Origin of the sequence: Prochlorococcus sp. RS04, from assembly GCF_001989455.1 — a bacterium.
Classification (GTDB): domain Bacteria; phylum Cyanobacteriota; class Cyanobacteriia; order PCC-6307; family Cyanobiaceae; genus Prochlorococcus_A.
Genome location: NZ_CP018346.1, coordinates 1,509,700 through 1,525,388 on the forward strand (window position 1 = coordinate 1,509,700; position 15,689 = coordinate 1,525,388).

Below are 15,689 nucleotides of genomic sequence, written 5' to 3' on the forward strand. Positions count from 1 at the left end.
GAAACCCCATACTCCTCACACACTAAATCGCCCGATTAATCGGGCTTTTTTTTAGATATTTTGTTACTTATATTATTTTATCTGTAATGAAATCATCACTTAAAAGAATTGCCTGCTAAATTTTCAAAAAGGAATACTTAAATTATGTCATCAGCTCCAGCCGTAACTGATTCTTCATTTGACAAAGATGTACTGCAAAGTGATCTACCAGTATTGGTTGATTTTTGGGCACCATGGTGCGGTCCATGTAGGATGGTCGCTCCAGTTGTAGAAGAAATCTCAAAAGACTTTGAAGGAAAAATTAAAGTTTTTAAATTAAATACAGATGAGAATCCAAATGTAGCCAGTCAATATGGAATTAGAAGTATTCCTACATTAATGATCTTTAAAGGAGGTCAAAAGGTTGATACAGTTGTTGGTGCAGTGCCAAAAGCAACTCTTTCGAGCACTTTAACTAAGCATTTATAAATCCTAAAGCTTTGCATAAAATTGGACTAATAGACTATGGAATGGGTAATATTCATTCTGTGACAAAATCTCTAGAAAGTCTTGGAGAAGAAATTATATTAATTAAAAACTTTAATGATTCCAATCTTTGTAAGGCGATAATACTTCCTGGAGTTGGAGCATTTGATCCAGCGATGAATAATCTCATAAATACTGATTTGATAAATGATTTGAAAAATTGGATTAAAAGTGGGAAGTCCTTTTTTGGTATATGCTTAGGTCTCCAACTCCTTTTTGAATCTAGTGATGAAGGAAAAGTTCAAGGGCTGGGAATTTTAAAAGGAAAAATACAAAAAATACCCAATATTGTTAACCAAAGAATCCCACACATGGGTTGGTGCCAACTTTTACCTACAAAAAAAAATACTTTATTTGGGACTGAAGAGTTCAATAATTGGGTCTATTTTGTACATTCCTATCATGCAATCCCAGATGATTTAAATATTATTGCAGCTCAGGTTAATTATGGATCTGAAAAATTAACTGCAATGATTGAGAATGATAATTTATTGGCCTGTCAATTTCATCCGGAAAAATCTGGAAAAACCGGTGAAAAACTTTTGAGAAGATGGCTGAGTAATATTCAATAAAAGATGTTTAGGGATGAAAACTAACTTAAGGTTAATAGGTGGTAAAAAACTCCAAAGTCCAAATAATTCTTATACCAGACCTACAACTTTGAGAGTGAGAGAGGCCATATTTAATATATTGAATAATAGAGTTGAAAATAGTAACTGGTTAGATTTATTTAGTGGAACAGGGTCCATATCTTGCGAAGCCTATAATCATGGGGCAAGCAAAATACTTGCAATTGAAAAAAACAAAATCAACTCAAAAATTTGCTTAGAAAATTTACTCTCGTTGGAGAATATAGAGAATAGGAAAAAAGATATCGAAGTTATTTGTAAAGACGTTTTGAAATGGACAAAACCAAATTATGAAAGAAACTTATCATCTAGAAATATGGATTTAAACAAATTAAAATTTGATTTTGTTTATCTAGATCCTCCCTACGATGTTGATTTCCATGAATTAGTCTTAAATCAATTATTCAATTGTAATTTTTTAAAAAAAGATTCAACAGTTATTTGTGAACATTCTCCAAAACTATTTATTAAAAAAAGTACTTTGTGGGAAACTATAGATATAAGAAATTATGGGCAATCCAAATTAACATTTTTAATCAATGTCCAGCATCCCTGAACCTCTTCTGTATTGATTCCATGCACTTACGAATAATCCAAGAAGAGTTATTGGAACTAAACCTAAAACAATTCCACATAGAAGAGGCTCGATCATTTTTTGCTTTTTTTGAATTTCTTAACCACAATTGTTACATAGAGACTATTTTTTGTGTCAACATCTTCATCAACTGCAGCAGAAAGAGACTTTAAAAAAGAATTCTTAAAAATTGTTTTTATTGTATTTGGATTTTTATTGATTTGTTTTTCAATATATTTCCTGAATCATCATGAAAATAACAAATATATTATTAAAACTCTCAAACTTAATGGCTCTGCTGAGGAAGGAGATGCTCTTTTTAAGATAAATTGTGTTGGATGTCATGGCATTACAGCAAGAGGATTAGTGGGCCCAGACCTTCACTCAATAACTAAACGTTTGAATGATAAAGAGATAATAAAACAAGTTACTGGAGGCCTAACTCCCCCTATGCCTAGTTTTGAAATTGATCCTGTAAATATGTCCAACTTATTGAAATATCTTCATAGCCTTGAATAATTTTGGGAAAAAATTTTTCTAATTTAAAGGTAATATTAGTTGAACCAAATGGCCCTTTAAATGTAGGGAGCGTTGCAAGATTATGCAGTAATTTTGAAGTTGATGAATTAAGAATTGTTTCTCCTAAATGCGACATATTTTCTTTAGAAGCAAAAAAAATGGCTCTTAAAGGTCAAAAATTTCTTAAACATTGTAAGGTTTTTGATAATATTCAAAATGCAATTTTTGATTGTGATTTGGTTCTAGCATCTTGTGGAAGGATTGATGTAAATAAAGATTCATTTTTTGTATCTTCTGAAGATATATTTGATTGGACTTTATCCTTTAAGAAGATTAATAATTTAGCAATTATATTTGGAAGAGAAGATAGAGGTTTAACTAACAGTGAATTGCTTTTGGCAAATAAAACTTTTAATATTCCAACTTCCCAGAATAATCCTTCATTAAATCTTTCTCACGCTGTTTCAATAGTTTTGTATGAATTAAATAAGTCTTCTAAAAAGAATTTAAATAATGAATTAAAAGTTTTTAACTTAGCATCATCGAAAGAAGTACATGATACATTTGTTGAGATAGAGGAAATGCTTTTGGGAGTTGGATATCTCTTAAAACATACCTCCAAGGCAAAAATCAGTAAATTTAAGAATTTTATTTTGAGAGCAAATACATCAATGCATGAAATAAATGTTTTAAGAGGTATTGTCCATCAAATAAACTGGTTTTTGAATAATTCAAAACAAAATAAGTAATTATAAATTTGATTAGTTATAACTCACTACTTGTTTTAATTTGAAAGGAATATTTACTAAAAACAATTTCTGAAGTAGCATCTATGGATTATTTGAATATTTAAGAAAACTAAAACTGTGCCTACAACAAAGAAAAGAAGAGTTTTTCCTTTTACAGCAGTAATAGGTCAAGAAGAAATGAAATTAGCTCTCTTGTTAAATGTTATTGATCCAAGAATTGGAGGAGTGATGATAATGGGTGATAGAGGGACTGGAAAGTCTACTACAATAAGAGCCTTAGCTGATTTGTTGCCTGCAATCGATGTTGTTAAAGACGATCCATATAATAGTTCACTAGTCGATCCTGATTTACAAAGTAAAGAGGTTTTGGAAAAAATTACTCAAGGAGAAAATCTAGAAAGTATTCAAAAACAAGTGCCTATGGTTGACTTGCCTTTAGGAGCTACTGAAGACAGGCTTTGTGGAACTATAGATATAGAGAAAGCTTTGAGCGAAGGTGTTAAGGCATTCGAACCAGGTCTATTAGCAAAAGCTAATAGGGGTTTACTATACGTTGATGAAGTGAATTTACTTGATGATCATTTAGTTGATGTACTTTTAGATTCGGCCGCTTCCGGATGGAATACAGTTGAAAGGGAGGGGGTCTCAGTTCGACATCCTGCGAGGTTTGTTCTTATTGGTTCAGGAAATCCAGAAGAAGGTGAATTAAGGCCTCAACTATTGGACAGGTTTGGAATGAGTGTTGAAGTTAAGACAGTTAGAGATGCTGAATTAAGAGTTCAAGTAGTAGATCAAAGGACTTCGTTTGACGATAATCCTGATGAGTTTTCATTAAGTGTTGAGAAGCAACAGGATGAACTTCAACAAAAGGTTATTAAAGCACAAGAAATATTAAATTCTGTACAGATGGACGATGACCTAAGGTTGAATATTTCTGCAATCTGCGGGGAACTAGATGTTGATGGTTTACGTGGAGATATTGTTACGAATAGGTCTGCAAGGGCAATTGCAGCTTTTGAGGGTAGAACTGAAGTTCAAGAAGATGACATAGCAAGGGTTATTTCTTGTTCATTAAGACATAGACTAAGAAAAGATCCTCTAGAACAAGTTGATTCAGGTGAAAGAGTCATTCAAGCTTTTTGTAAAGTATTCGATTTAGATGAAAAAGAGAATCTTTCAAAATTTCAATTATCTGCTGAAGCTTAATAACAGTGAGAATAATTGGGATTGACCCTGGATTGGCTCGAGTTGGTTATGGAATAATTGAAGTAAAAAATGAAAGCAAGATATTATTAGATTGCGGCGTTATTGAAACAGGTAAAGATAAAAAAGAAGAAGATAGACTTTATGAGATATTCCAAGATCTTAATGAATTAATAAATCATTGGAACCCAACTGCAGCAGCTGTAGAAAAATTTTTCTTTTACAGGTCAAGCACTACCATTAGTGTGGTTCAGGCTAGAGGCGTGATTATGATGGTATTGGCATCCAAAAAAATTCAAGTTAGTGAATATGCACCTGCTCAGATAAAATTAACAATTGCTGGTTCTGGAAAGGCATCGAAGAAAGATATTCTTGATGCTGTTATGAATAACTTAGATCTTAATAAACCTCCAAAACCTGATGATTCGGCAGATGCATTGGCGATAGCACTCACAAAACTAAATGAAGATGGCTTTAACTGAAAATTTGATATGAAGATCTTCGAAAATAAGAAATTGGAGAGGGATACATTTAGAAAACTAAGAGATGGGATTTCTCTTAATCAAAGAGAAAATGTAGAAAAAAATGTAAGATTGTATATTGATTCATTTGTAAAAGAACATAAAAATATTGGTTATATAGCAATATATTGGCCTCTTAAAAATGAAGTAGATATAAGAAGTCTTAAGGAAAAATTTACTTTAGCTTTGCCTAGATGTAAAGAAAAAAAAGAGTTGTTATTTTATCCATGGGATAGAAAACCTCTTACCAAGGATTTTGAGGGGATACTAAGTCCAAATAACTCTTGCCCATTAAGTCATTTGCAGATAAGCATGATACTTGTTCCATGTCTTTCCGTTGATAAAAATTTAACAAGATTAGGTTATGGAGGAGGTTATTTTGATAAATTAAGGAGAGATAATGATTGGAGAAATGTCCCATGCATTGGAGTATTAACTTCTAATTGTGTAAGTACGATTCCATTAACAAGAGCTGAGTGGGATATTCCTTTATCTGGCTTTATCACAGAAAAAGAAATATTTGTATAATAGAAGACTAATAAAGTGTTTAATTTATATTTTTAAAAAATGGAAAATCAAGAAAAATTCGATAATTTATCCAAATTAATAGATAAGTTAAAGAAGTCAGAAGATCCAAAAAGAAAATATGAATACATTTTGTGGTTAGGCAAAAAACTGAAAGAACCAGATAGTGAAATCCTTGTTGAAGAGAATAAAGTTAAGGGATGCGTTTCAGAAGTTTTTGTTAAGGCAAATATTAAAGGAGGTAAATTATTTTGGGAAGGATATTCTGATGCTCTAATAACCAGGGGTTTATTAGCATTTTTAATTACTGGGTTAAATGAATTAACACCAAATGAAGTTGTTGAAATAGATAAGAAATTTATTGAAGATACTGGTTTGAAAGCAAGTTTAACACCTTCACGATCAAATGGTTTTTTAAATATATTATTGAAAATGCAGTCTCAAGCAAATGAATTTTTGTAGGTCTAATAATATAAAATTAAATTCAAAGTAAAAAGAAATAAACAATGAGAAAATGCAAAATTGGTATTGTAGGTTTTGGAACTGTAGGTTCAGGGATTTATAAAATATTAACTTCTGAACTTGATTCACATCCAATTCTAAAAGAAATAGAAATTTCAAAAATAGCAGTTAAAGATCTAAATAAAAAAAGAGATATTGAGCTAGATAAAAATTTATTAACTGATGATCCATTTAAATTAATTAATGACCCATCCATAGATGTAATTGTTGAAGTAATGGGTGGGGTTGATTTAGCGAAAGAAATTATTCTGCAATCATTAAAATTAGGTAAATCTGTTGTTACCGCAAACAAAGCAGTTATTGCGAGATATGGAGAAGAAATATATAAAACTGCATCTAAGGAAGGAGTGTATATATTGTCAGAAGCCGCTGTTTGCGGGGGGATTCCAATAATTGAACCCTTAAAAAGATCATTAAAAAGTAACAGTATAAAAAAAATGGTTGGGATAATAAATGGCACAACAAATTTTATTCTTTCAAAGATGGCAAATGAAAAAGCTGATTATAAGGAGACTTTAAAATTGGCCCAAAGCCTTGGTTACGCAGAATTTGATCCAACTGCAGATGTTGAGGGCCATGATGCTGCTGATAAGATTTCAATCCTTAGTGAACTCGCATTTGGAGGAAAAATCAAAAGAGAGGAGATACATTGTGAGGGTATTAGTAAAATTAATCTCAAGGATATCGAATATGCCAATAAATTAGGATTTGAAATAAAACTTTTAGCGCTCTCAGATAGGGGACAAACAAATAGTAATGATTCACTTGCTTTGAATATTTGGGTAGGACCTTCTTTAATTCCAAAATCTCATCCATTGGCAACAGTTAAGGGAGTTAACAATGCCTTATTGATAGAGGCTGATCCTCTTGGAGAGATAATGTTGTATGGTCCAGGTGCAGGGAGTGGCCCCACTGCTGCATCTGTAGTATCAGATATATTAAATCTGCATGCTGCCTCAGTAAAAAATAATAATTCAGTCGACCCATTGTTATCTTTTGATTTCTGGAGAACCTGTCATATCATAGAATCTTCACAAATAAACAAAAAAAATTACCTTAGAATTATTTGTCTTGATAGTCCAGGCGTCATAGGAAAGATTGGAGATATTTTTGGAAAGAATAATGTATCAATCGAATCAATTGTTCAACTTGATGCAAGTGAGGACAAAGCAGAAATTGTCGTTATTACTCATGAGGTGAATAATGGAGATTTTGAGAAATCGAAAGATGAAATAAATTCGCTAAATGAAGTCAAAATTATTGCAAGTCAATTAAGTTGTATTTAAAAAAATAGTTTGCAAATTTCTTTATAGCTTGGTAAACCGAAGAAAGTAAGTGTTTGGCTTTAACAACTTAATGATTCATTCAAAACTATTAGACAGTGAAAATAATAATAATTTAATTTCTTCTGAAAACCTTTATAAAGGTGCTTGTGTAAAAATTAAAAATAGCAATAAGACTTTTCAAGTAATTGGTTTAAATATAAGTAAAGAAATTTGTTGGGTGAGAGAGTGGCCTTTTGCCTGTAATTCTAAAAAAACATTTGCTTTAGAAATAAATCAAATAACCTTACAAATTTTCTGCTCAAATAATTCTTCAGAAAAACTAAGTAATTATGAAATATGAAAAAAAAAGTTGTTTTATCAATATTTATTATTTTAGTTTCTTTTTTACAGAATTCTTGCGGCTCAAAAAGAATATCTAAAAAAATCATAGTAGCAAGTTCTGGAAAAATTGAATCTTTAGATCCAGCTAGAGCAAATACTCTTAAAGCAATTCAATTAATCAGTTCTCTTGGAGATACATTATATGAATTAAATACTGATGGAGAATTAATCCCTCAATTAGCCTCGGGGATGCCAGTTATTTCAAAGGATAGACTTCAAATAACTATCAATTTAAGAAAGGATGTTTTTTTTCATGATGGAACTGCATTTAACTCAAATGCTATGAAGTTTACCTTTGATAGATTCAAAAGAATTGGAACGATGAACTATATTTTAGGAAATAAGATTAAATCAATAGAAACGCCAAGTGAATATTCAGTCAAAATAAATTTGAATAAACCATCAAGTTCTTTAAATGGTTTACTAACATCAGTAAATTTAACTCCAATATCACCTACATTTTACAAACAATATTCTGATAAGTTTCTTAATAAAAAATTTGTTGGTACTGGCAAGTATGTGCTGACTAGTTTTTCTAATGAAGTTCAATCAATTGATCCATATTTGAATTATTGGGGTGAAAAGCCCTTGAATTACGGCGTTAATTTTGTGGGATATTCAAATTCATCATCTCTTTTTGGGGCTTTAAAAAGTAAACAAATTGACGTGCTTTTATCAAATTCAATTGATGATAGTCAGAGAAAAAGTTTAAATAATTTAAGCAAAAATAAACAGTTTAATGAAGGTAATAGCCCTTTCACTGAATTAAGTTTTATAAGCCTTAAAACTAGTTCTTATCCCCTAAATAATCTTAATTTAAGACTTGCTTTGGCAAAAAGTCTTAATAGAAAATTGATTAGTGAGAAAGTAAGTTATGGATTAAGAAAGCCCTCTAGATCAATTATTCCACCAATATTAAAAAAAGATAATCAAGAACTGTGGCCTAAATACGATTATTTAGAAGCAAGAAGGTTATTGCAAAAAGAAAATTATTGCAATGGAAATATTCTAAAAATACCCCTTACTTATAGATCGAATGTACCAGCTGACAAGCTTATTGCTCTGACATGGCAAGAAGAAATTAATAGTTCTTTGAAAGATTGTATTGATATTGAACTCAATGGGGTTGAATCTACAACAGTTTATAAGAATTTAAGTTTAGGAATTTATACGGCAGTTCTTCTCGATTGGACTGGAGCTTATTCAGATCCAGAAGCCTATCTCACCCCTCTTTTAAGTTGTAATGAAATAGTTGATGGCATATGTAAAAAAGGAGAATCAGTTTACAGCGGTAGTTTTTGGGGATCTAATAAAGTGGAAAGTTTATTTCTTGAGAGTGAAAAAATAGGTGGAATTAAAAGATTAGAAAAACTTGTTGAAATTGAAAAAATAGCAGCACGTTCAATACCTTATATTCCTATTTGGATATCCTCTCAAAAAGCATGGTCACAAAATAAAATATCAAAGCCTATTTTTAATGGTGCAGGAATAATTTCATTGAGTGACCTTGAGTTAATTAATGAGTAGAAATTTAAATAAACTACTAAATTATTCCCTATTAAAAATTTCATTAATACCCTTAATGTTATGGATAATTTCTTCATTAGTTTTTATTTTATTAAGAGTTGCTCCCGGCGATCCTGTCGATGCAATACTTGGGACTGGTGCAGATGAGGTTTCTAGGGAACTTCTAAGAAATAAATTGGGACTAAATGAACCTTTAATAAATCAATATTTTTCATATATTAAAAATATATTGCACTTAGATTTTGGTCAATCTCTTAGTACCCAAGAGCCTGTCCTTAATATTATTATTAAGTCATTGCCTGCAAGTCTTGAGCTTGGATTCTTTTCAATATTAAGTGCCACACTAATAGGATTCCCATTGGGATTACTTGGCTTAAGAAATAGAGGGAAAAAGACTGATTATTTTACGAGAATATTAGGAATTGCCACATATGCGATCCCTCCTTTTTGGGGTGCAATGTTAGCGCAATTATTATTTTCTGTATTTTTTAATATTTCCCCAATTGGAGGTAGATTTCCAATATTTCAACAACAACCTCAAATTACAGGTTTTCTAGTTTTAGATAGTATTCTTTCAAAAAATATTATTGCCTTGAAAGATAGTCTTTATCATCTCGCCCTTCCTTCGATTACCCTTGGCTTTTTATTAAGTGGTATATTCAGCCGCTCATTAAGAGTAAATTTGGATAAGACATTAAAAAGTGATTATGTAAATGCTGCTATATGTAGAGGAATATCAAGGAAAAAAATATTTTTAAACCATGCATTGCCTAATGCTCTATTGCCAATTGTCACTATTTCTGGCTTGACTATGGCCTCATTAGCAGGAGGTGCTCTATTGTTCGAGGTAACTTTTTCATGGCCAGGTATTGCTTTAAGATTGCATGAAGCTATTTCTCAAAGAGACTATACCTTGGTTCAAGGAATTGTAATTTTTACCTCTATGCTCATAGTTTCTTTAAATCTCTTCGTAGATATTTTAATCGCATATTTAGATCCACGAATAGAGTACTAATTTTTGGAAATTTCTTTTATTGTTTCAAGATCTAAAAGATGGAAATCAAGTCCTAAATCTCTTTGGTTTTTAACTACTGTAGGGATCTTTTGGTCTTTAATATTTTTTAAAAATTCAACTATAAATTTCTTAGATAAATCTTGAACTAATATTGGTTCTGAACCAATAAAAGATTCACTTATTTTGAAAACATCATTATTTTCTTCATGGCTTTTATTAATTCTTATGGGAGAAAAATGACTTGCCCCTTCAATAATTAAAAATCTATTTGATGGATTATTTAAAGCAGAAAAGACTCTAAATTGTTCATTCATCAATGGTGTTATAAGGTCAAACGTACCACCTATTAGAAGAGTTGGTATTTTAATGCCTGTACTATTTTCTTTTGGCCATAATAAACTGCCAAATGAATTAAAACCTATAATCGCACTGGCCTTACTAGTGTTATTTTTCTTAGGGAATGGTATTTCGCTCAACTGACATTGAAGTAATTTAGATAAATTTGTTACTGCAAAGTCTTTTAATGCCGAATCGCAATTTTCTTCTAGTTGATCAGTAGGTTTATTGCCTTCATATAAAAGTGCAATTAAGGCACCAAGTGAATGCCCCATTAAAATATAAGAATCATTAGGTAAATCAAATTCTCCATTTTGATGAGCTTTTAATACAGCATCTAAATCTTTAATTCTATATAAGAAAAAGTCTGCACTTCCTGGAATTGTTCCCTTACCTTCAAGAACTTCTAAGAATGAATCTAAATTACTCCCTCTATGATCTATGAATAATATTGGCCAACCTCTTTTAGCCAATTCGTTGCCTATCCATTTGAAATTATTAATTTCGCCTCCAAGTCCTGGCATAAAAATTACCAGTTCTTTATCATCATTTGTTTTACTGTTTTTCCATATTTCAATTTCAAAAGGTTTTGCTCGGTGTGAGGCATTAATTTTTTTATCAATTTTTATTAGATCTTGAGTTGATTCTTTTTCGGTTTTTTTAAAGGAATTATGGGTCGTTTTTTCAAGTTTATTTAATTTGGATAAAAGTTCTTGTTGCATTGATAATTCATTTTTCCAAGATGAAATTATCAAAATTAAATTATCAATATCTAGTGAAATTTCTTCTGATGGTAATGCCTTTATGATTTCTAGAGTTGAAACTTCTTTTTTTTGATCTAATAAATTTTCAATAGTATTATATATTTCTGTTCCATTATTGTCATTTGGAACTTTAATGCTTTTGCTTAATTCTGTAAGAATTTTGCGCCCTATCCAACTTCTTAATATTTCTCTATTTAATCCCTCTTCTTTGAAAACTGGAAATTCTAAAAATTTTGATAATTCAAAAACCCTCATAAATCCATTTTTTTTTAACCAAATTAATAATTCTGTTGAATCATCTTTGTATTTTTCTAATTTTGATAATTGTTCTATAGTAAGAGGGATTTCCATCTCTTCAAACTTAATATTTATCTTTTCAGCAGCTTTTAAACCATTATTAAAAAATAAACCACAAAAACTAAAAAAAATTATAAAAATGTATTTCACTAGTGATTAGTCCAAATAGTTTACAAATTAGCAAAAATTGGTGGATTCAATTTCCATATCATTTGAGGTTAATAACCAAGATAAGATTTTTCGCTGCATTTGGAGCAGGAGGTGTTATTTATTTAACATCACTTATTTTTAATAACCTAGGATTATCGGCAACAGATATTGGCTTGGGGTTTACCATTTCAGCAATAATTGGAACTCTAACAAGACTCTTTACAGGTAATTATCTTAATAAAACAGGGAAAATACAATTTCCAATAATTTCTTCTTCAATACTAAGTATTGTCTCTAGCTTATGCCTCATTTTTTCTAGAGATACTTTTTTGTACATAATTGGACAATCACTTGTTGGGGCTGCTGCAGGCATATATTGGCCTGCTGCCGAGTTTGGGGTACCCTATTTTTGTCATCCTATCGAAACACGCAAAGCGTATGCACTTGTTAGAAGTTCGGAGGCTTTAGGAATATTTCTAGGGGTATTCTTAGGGGGGTATATGACGAATTTTTTGTATTCTAAATCAATTTTTATTAATGATATATTTTGTATGATAGCAATCATATATTTAATATCTAGAAATAGTTCTTCTATTAAAAGTAACTTAGAAAATTTCCAAAAAAAATTAGTAGATCCAATTAATCAGGGACAATTGAAATGGAATAAAAATTCAACAATAATAATTTTATCTATTTTATTGATAACTACCTCCTTAGCTCTGATTCAAGTAACTTTGCCTCTGGATCTTGTTAAAGGTGGAGTATATCGCAATGCATTGAGCAAAGAAATTATTAGTCTTATAATTTCTATTCAGTTAATTTTATTGTTGTTTTTACAATGGCCTGTCGGTTCTTGGATATCTAAGAAAGGAAGATTATATGGCTTGAAATTTAGTTTAATAAATTTCTCTTTCGCTTCATTTTTATTATTTATTTCTAGTTATCTAAATATTCCAGCATTTTATTTAATTTCTTTTTCATTGATATTAGTAAGCTTAGGGACTGCTTCATTTCTTCCAACTTCAACAGATGTCGTTTTCAGAATAGCTCCTTCAAACAAAAAAGGTTTTGCACTTGCTCTACTATCACAATGTTTCGCTATGGGTTATTTTTTTGGACCATATATTTCGGGACGAATATTAGATATATTTGGTTATGCATCAATAATCTGGCTTTCCATTTCATGTTGTTGCTTTATTGCATTTGCAATTCTATTTAAAAGATTATTTAATTAATCCTTTCTAATTCAATAATTCTTCTCTCTCTTAGAAATAAGAAAAAAGGTGCAGAGAATGCGAAGGCTATAAAAAAAGTTCCAATATATACAACCCACATATTCTTCATGTTTAGTTTTTTTGATTCATTTAATATCCATATAAAAATAGCGCTTGCACCTACTAATAAGTCTCTAGAAATTGACTGTGCTGCAGGGTTTGCATTCGCTAAAGAAATGAAGTTATTTATATCAAAGCTGTTTCCATATTCCCTAGCAAATTCTAAATTTGCCATCATTGGCAGTACAGCACCCAAAATTGATAGAAAAAGGTAAAGATAAGATAGTATCTGTTTATTATCTTTTAAAATGTTAAATGAATTCACTTGTCAAAAATATTTCTTTTAATAATAGTATTTAAAAGCTTATGGTTGTTGAAAAGAATAATAATATTGAAGACTATAAATTAAAAAAAGGAAATTTAAATCTTGCTGTGGTTGGTCATATTGAGTGGATAAATTTCTTAAAGGTTGATCAATTACCAAAACCCGGAGTCATTTCTCATTCTGAAAAGTCCCTTGAGTATCCAGCTGGTGGTGGCTCCATTATCGCAAAAATACTTTCTGATTTAACTTCAAACCAAATTCATTTTTTTACGTCATTAGGTAATGATGAATATGGAGATAAGTGTTTCAAGATTCTCTCAAATATGGGAATTAAGATGCATGTAGCTTGCCGTGACAAACCAACTAGAAGAGGATTTAGTTTAATTGACTCTAAGGGTGAAAGAGCAATAACAGTTATTGGTGAAAGGTTGGCTCCAACTCATAAAGACAAGTTGGAATGGAATATTTTAAAAAAAATGGACGGAATTTTTATTACGGCATCTGATTCAGAGATTTTTAAAATGGCTAGATCAGCTTCAATACTTTGTACGACACCAAGGGTAGGATTAAACACAATTAATAAATCAAATGTTCTTTTAGATGGATTGATAGGCAGTAATCTTGATCCCGGAGAAGTTTTTTCTTTTTCTGATTTATCTTTAAAACCCAAATATACTATTAAAACCGAGGGAGAGAAGGGAGGTATTCTATTTCCAGGAGGAAGATATAAAGCTCTTAAAAACAAAAAATTAAAGGTTGATTCTTATGGATGTGGTGATTCTTTTGCTGCGGGTATTCTTTATGGAATGGCATCAAAATGGGATATAGATAAAAGTTTAAATCTTGCTAAAGTAATGGGAAGAGACGCTAGTGAATTTTTCGGTCCATATGCAAATAGTTACTAAAAATAATTGATTTCAGACTTATATGAGTAATTTAGTTAGCAAAAATAAAAATCTACTTGTAGAAAACATTATTCTTTTCTTTTTATTTACTGTTTTTATAGTTTTTAAATCTTTAAAAACTTTATCAAAAATTTTTACCTACGGAATCATAAAAAAAGAGATATTAACTAATAAAAGTGACTTAGGAGTAGATATTAAAATAAAAATTAAGTAATGAAAATATTTTTAGTTTTTCTAATTTTAGGAGTTATTTTTTTTGGCTTCAAAAAAATTAATTCTAAAAAACCAAAGAATCTAAAATTAGATAAATTTAAAAATAAACTGCAGAGCACGCAAACAAATATTGATAGAATTTTTTTAAGAGAGGAAGAAAAAACCTTTTCAAATCCTAATATAAATATTTATATTGGAGTTTATGATAACGAAGAAAATATCAATAGAAAATCCAATATACACAGAGCAAGGCTTTCAAAATTTAAGAAATCAAAATTAAATGGTGAGATGTTATTTCAAGACGAAGAACAAAGGATTTATAAATTTAATAATGGTAAGAAAGTTTACTTATAATTTTAATGCTAACTACACTCAAGACTTTCTCTAGTTGAAACGCCTGTTGTTGGATTTATTCCATCCGCAATTTCACAAAGATTTCTTTGGTCTTCGCTGTCAAGAATAGCGTAAGAAAAATCTGCTCCTTCTATTTGAGCTCCTGCAAAACTGCTGCCTGATGCGATCATATTTATTAAAACGGCATTTCTAAGATCTGTTTTTTGGAAATTAACTCGATCAGAAAGAGTATCGGTTAGGTCAATTCCATTTAAATTAGAACCTTTTAAATCAGATAGAGTTAAGGTTGTCCCATGTAAATCGACGTCACTGAAATCTGCATCTCTTGCCACTGCTCCAGCTATAGATGACAAATGAAGATCCTCTCCATGGAAATCAAATCCTGTAATATTAGATCTTACATAACTTGGAACTTCATCACCTTCTCCCTTAACAGCAACATTCGCTCCAGCAAGAACTGGAGAGGATAAAACTAAAAAAGAAAAAGTTATGCATAAAAAATATTTTAAAAAACTTAAAAATTTCATATTAAAAAATCGGAATAAATTTATTTTATAACAATTAGATAATTTTTTAAATTGATGTATAAATTTGGAACTCGTTTTTAAGATTATTTAACACTGTAAATTTTAAATCTAGGCTCTAGATTGGTTATACAATCTAAAAGTTTTTTGTTGTCTTTGCTATTCGTAACCTTAAATTCAGATTCAACTGTACCTTCTTTATCTCTAATGGCTTGATTTAAAACTATGGAACCGTTTTCATCAGATACTGATCTATGAAAAGTTCCTCTAGGTATTCTTAGAATATATCCGCAAGATTCTAATCTAACTTTATAAAAAGGATAATCCCAGCCAAAATTCACAAGAAAAAATGTTCTTCCTCCAGAGATAGCCAGTAGATTATCTTCTTGATTGTGATGTATGTAAAATTGCCAATTATTAAATTTTTCATCATTTGGCGGACTAACTGCAGGACCACTGTGAATAACTAAATCTCTATAGTTTGATTCATTAACACTAATATCAAAAAATCTTACATCTTTTGTATCGCGAAATTTTTCATAGCTTATCAATTCAAACATTTTTGATTTGT

At 30.3% G+C, this 15,689-nt stretch carries 22 protein-coding genes; 17 read left to right on the forward strand and 5 right to left on the reverse strand.

Going from position 1 to position 15,689, the window contains the following annotated elements:
• The first annotated feature begins 144 nt into the window (after positions 1-144).
• Genes trxA through rsmD form a run of 3 tightly spaced genes read left to right on the forward strand, consistent with a single transcriptional unit; the run spans position 145 to position 1,710 of the window.
• Positions 145-468, forward strand: coding sequence for a thioredoxin (gene trxA / locus BS621_RS08280; protein ID WP_011376622.1), 324 nt, complete (start codon positions 145-147; stop codon positions 466-468).
• Positions 469-479: 11 nt separating this feature from the next.
• A complete protein-coding gene (hisH, locus tag BS621_RS08285; RefSeq protein WP_077142487.1) occupies positions 480-1,097 on the forward strand; it encodes an imidazole glycerol phosphate synthase subunit HisH in 618 nt (205 codons plus the stop codon).
• Between the two features lie 13 nt (positions 1,098-1,110).
• Positions 1,111-1,710, forward strand: a complete 600-nt coding sequence (gene rsmD / locus BS621_RS08290) for a 16S rRNA (guanine(966)-N(2))-methyltransferase RsmD (RefSeq protein ID WP_077142488.1) — start codon at positions 1,111-1,113, stop codon at positions 1,708-1,710.
• Here rsmD and petG read toward each other — a convergent pair.
• Positions 1,687-1,806, reverse strand: coding sequence for a cytochrome b6-f complex subunit V (petG, locus tag BS621_RS08295; protein WP_011376619.1), 120 nt, complete (start codon positions 1,804-1,806; stop codon positions 1,687-1,689). The genes rsmD and petG overlap by 24 nt on opposite strands.
• Positions 1,807-1,860: 54 nt before the next feature.
• Here petG and BS621_RS08300 point away from each other — a divergent pair, with 54 nt between their 5' ends.
• The 10 genes from BS621_RS08300 to BS621_RS08345 all read left to right on the forward strand — a co-directional run bounded on the left by BS621_RS08300 (position 1,861) and on the right by BS621_RS08345 (position 9,976).
• Positions 1,861-2,247 carry a c-type cytochrome gene (locus BS621_RS08300; RefSeq protein WP_077142489.1) on the forward strand — a complete coding sequence of 129 codons (387 nt, stop codon included), beginning with the start codon at positions 1,861-1,863 and terminating at the stop codon, positions 2,245-2,247.
• Positions 2,244-2,996 carry an RNA methyltransferase gene (locus tag BS621_RS08305; RefSeq protein ID WP_077142490.1) on the forward strand — a complete coding sequence of 251 codons (753 nt, stop codon included), beginning with the start codon at positions 2,244-2,246 and terminating at the stop codon, positions 2,994-2,996. The genes BS621_RS08300 and BS621_RS08305 overlap by 4 nt, the downstream gene beginning before the upstream one ends.
• A gap of 117 nt (positions 2,997-3,113) precedes the next feature.
• Positions 3,114-4,202: a magnesium chelatase ATPase subunit I gene (gene bchI / locus BS621_RS08310; protein ID WP_011818593.1), complete on the forward strand. Its 1,089-nt coding sequence runs from the start codon at positions 3,114-3,116 to the stop codon at positions 4,200-4,202.
• A 5-nt stretch (positions 4,203-4,207) separates the two neighbouring features.
• Positions 4,208-4,681 carry a crossover junction endodeoxyribonuclease RuvC gene (ruvC, locus tag BS621_RS08315; protein ID WP_077142491.1) on the forward strand — a complete coding sequence of 158 codons (474 nt, stop codon included), beginning with the start codon at positions 4,208-4,210 and terminating at the stop codon, positions 4,679-4,681.
• A 9-nt stretch (positions 4,682-4,690) separates the two neighbouring features.
• A complete protein-coding gene (locus BS621_RS08320; RefSeq protein WP_077142492.1) occupies positions 4,691-5,248 on the forward strand; it encodes a 5-formyltetrahydrofolate cyclo-ligase in 558 nt (185 codons plus the stop codon).
• A gap of 39 nt (positions 5,249-5,287) precedes the next feature.
• Entirely contained in the window at positions 5,288-5,707 is a 420-nt protein-coding gene (locus BS621_RS08325; RefSeq protein ID WP_077142493.1) for a SufE family protein, read from the forward strand.
• 44 nt (positions 5,708-5,751) lie between these two features.
• The gene (locus tag BS621_RS08330) at positions 5,752-7,053 is read left to right on the forward strand and encodes a homoserine dehydrogenase (RefSeq protein ID WP_077142494.1); all 1,302 of its coding nucleotides are present in this window, start codon (positions 5,752-5,754) and stop codon (positions 7,051-7,053) included.
• Positions 7,054-7,102: 49 nt separating this feature from the next.
• A complete protein-coding gene (locus BS621_RS08335) occupies positions 7,103-7,393 on the forward strand; it encodes a hypothetical protein (RefSeq protein WP_077142495.1) in 291 nt (96 codons plus the stop codon).
• Positions 7,390-8,961 carry an ABC transporter substrate-binding protein gene (locus BS621_RS08340; RefSeq protein WP_077142496.1) on the forward strand — a complete coding sequence of 524 codons (1,572 nt, stop codon included), beginning with the start codon at positions 7,390-7,392 and terminating at the stop codon, positions 8,959-8,961. The genes BS621_RS08335 and BS621_RS08340 overlap by 4 nt, the downstream gene beginning before the upstream one ends.
• Positions 8,954-9,976: an ABC transporter permease gene (locus tag BS621_RS08345; protein ID WP_077142497.1), complete on the forward strand. Its 1,023-nt coding sequence runs from the start codon at positions 8,954-8,956 to the stop codon at positions 9,974-9,976. The genes BS621_RS08340 and BS621_RS08345 overlap by 8 nt, the downstream gene beginning before the upstream one ends.
• On the opposite strand, the gene BS621_RS08350 is transcribed toward BS621_RS08345, so the two are convergent.
• Positions 9,973-11,523 (reverse strand): alpha/beta fold hydrolase, encoded by a 1,551-nt coding sequence (locus tag BS621_RS08350; protein WP_077142498.1) that lies wholly within the window; start codon positions 11,521-11,523, stop codon positions 9,973-9,975. The two genes, BS621_RS08345 and BS621_RS08350, sit on opposite strands and share 4 nt — an antisense overlap.
• A 2-nt stretch (positions 11,524-11,525) precedes the next feature.
• On the opposite strand from BS621_RS08350, the gene BS621_RS08355 reads away from it, so the two are divergent.
• A complete protein-coding gene (locus BS621_RS08355) occupies positions 11,526-12,758 on the forward strand; it encodes an MFS transporter (protein ID WP_077142499.1) in 1,233 nt (410 codons plus the stop codon).
• Here BS621_RS08355 and BS621_RS08360 read toward each other — a convergent pair.
• Positions 12,751-13,122, reverse strand: coding sequence for a DUF2834 domain-containing protein (locus BS621_RS08360; protein WP_077142500.1), 372 nt, complete (start codon positions 13,120-13,122; stop codon positions 12,751-12,753). The genes BS621_RS08355 and BS621_RS08360 overlap by 8 nt on opposite strands.
• A gap of 41 nt (positions 13,123-13,163) precedes the next feature.
• Between BS621_RS08360 and BS621_RS08365 the strand changes: the two genes are divergently transcribed.
• The 3 genes from BS621_RS08365 to BS621_RS08375 are packed head-to-tail and all read left to right on the forward strand — an operon-like array spanning position 13,164 to position 14,594.
• Positions 13,164-14,027 (forward strand): carbohydrate kinase family protein, encoded by an 864-nt coding sequence (locus BS621_RS08365; RefSeq protein WP_077142501.1) that lies wholly within the window; start codon positions 13,164-13,166, stop codon positions 14,025-14,027.
• Positions 14,028-14,049: 22 nt separating this feature from the next.
• Positions 14,050-14,241 carry a hypothetical protein gene (locus BS621_RS08370; RefSeq protein ID WP_077142502.1) on the forward strand — a complete coding sequence of 64 codons (192 nt, stop codon included), beginning with the start codon at positions 14,050-14,052 and terminating at the stop codon, positions 14,239-14,241.
• Positions 14,241-14,594, forward strand: coding sequence for a hypothetical protein (locus BS621_RS08375; RefSeq protein WP_077142503.1), 354 nt, complete (start codon positions 14,241-14,243; stop codon positions 14,592-14,594). The genes BS621_RS08370 and BS621_RS08375 overlap by 1 nt, the downstream gene beginning before the upstream one ends.
• 8 nt (positions 14,595-14,602) lie before the next feature.
• On the opposite strand, the gene BS621_RS08380 is transcribed toward BS621_RS08375, so the two are convergent.
• Together BS621_RS08380 and BS621_RS08385 are read right to left on the reverse strand one after the other, a co-directional pair.
• On the reverse strand, positions 14,603-15,121 hold the full coding sequence (locus BS621_RS08380; RefSeq protein ID WP_077142504.1) for a pentapeptide repeat-containing protein: 519 nt from the start codon (positions 15,119-15,121) through the stop codon (positions 14,603-14,605).
• Between the two features lie 83 nt (positions 15,122-15,204).
• Positions 15,205-15,678 (reverse strand): HNH endonuclease, encoded by a 474-nt coding sequence (locus tag BS621_RS08385; protein WP_077142698.1) that lies wholly within the window; start codon positions 15,676-15,678, stop codon positions 15,205-15,207.
• Positions 15,679-15,689: the final 11 nt, after the last annotated feature.

What these genes read in the sequence shown, in the direction of transcription:
- rsmD (WP_077142488.1), top strand. Translation starts at nt 1,111, where the DNA reads ATGAAAACTAACTTAAGGTTAATAGGTGGTAAAAAACTCCAAAGTCCA.
- BS621_RS08340 (WP_077142496.1), top strand. Translation starts at nt 7,390, where the DNA reads ATGAAAAAAAAAGTTGTTTTATCAATATTTATTATTTTAGTTTCTTTT.
- BS621_RS08345 (WP_077142497.1), top strand. Translation starts at nt 8,954, where the DNA reads ATGAGTAGAAATTTAAATAAACTACTAAATTATTCCCTATTAAAAATT.
- trxA (WP_011376622.1), top strand. Translation starts at nt 145, where the DNA reads ATGTCATCAGCTCCAGCCGTAACTGATTCTTCATTTGACAAAGATGTA.
- BS621_RS08325 (WP_077142493.1), top strand. Translation starts at nt 5,288, where the DNA reads ATGGAAAATCAAGAAAAATTCGATAATTTATCCAAATTAATAGATAAG.
- BS621_RS08375 (WP_077142503.1), top strand. Translation starts at nt 14,241, where the DNA reads ATGAAAATATTTTTAGTTTTTCTAATTTTAGGAGTTATTTTTTTTGGC.
- BS621_RS08320 (WP_077142492.1), top strand. Translation starts at nt 4,691, where the DNA reads ATGAAGATCTTCGAAAATAAGAAATTGGAGAGGGATACATTTAGAAAA.
- BS621_RS08330 (WP_077142494.1), top strand. Translation starts at nt 5,752, where the DNA reads ATGAGAAAATGCAAAATTGGTATTGTAGGTTTTGGAACTGTAGGTTCA.
- BS621_RS08370 (WP_077142502.1), top strand. Translation starts at nt 14,050, where the DNA reads ATGAGTAATTTAGTTAGCAAAAATAAAAATCTACTTGTAGAAAACATT.
- BS621_RS08385 (WP_077142698.1), bottom strand. Translation starts at nt 15,678, where the DNA reads ATGTTTGAATTGATAAGCTATGAAAAATTTCGCGATACAAAAGATGTA.
- petG (WP_011376619.1), bottom strand. Translation starts at nt 1,806, where the DNA reads ATGATCGAGCCTCTTCTATGTGGAATTGTTTTAGGTTTAGTTCCAATA.
- BS621_RS08365 (WP_077142501.1), top strand. Translation starts at nt 13,164, where the DNA reads ATGGTTGTTGAAAAGAATAATAATATTGAAGACTATAAATTAAAAAAA.
- BS621_RS08380 (WP_077142504.1), bottom strand. Translation starts at nt 15,121, where the DNA reads ATGAAATTTTTAAGTTTTTTAAAATATTTTTTATGCATAACTTTTTCT.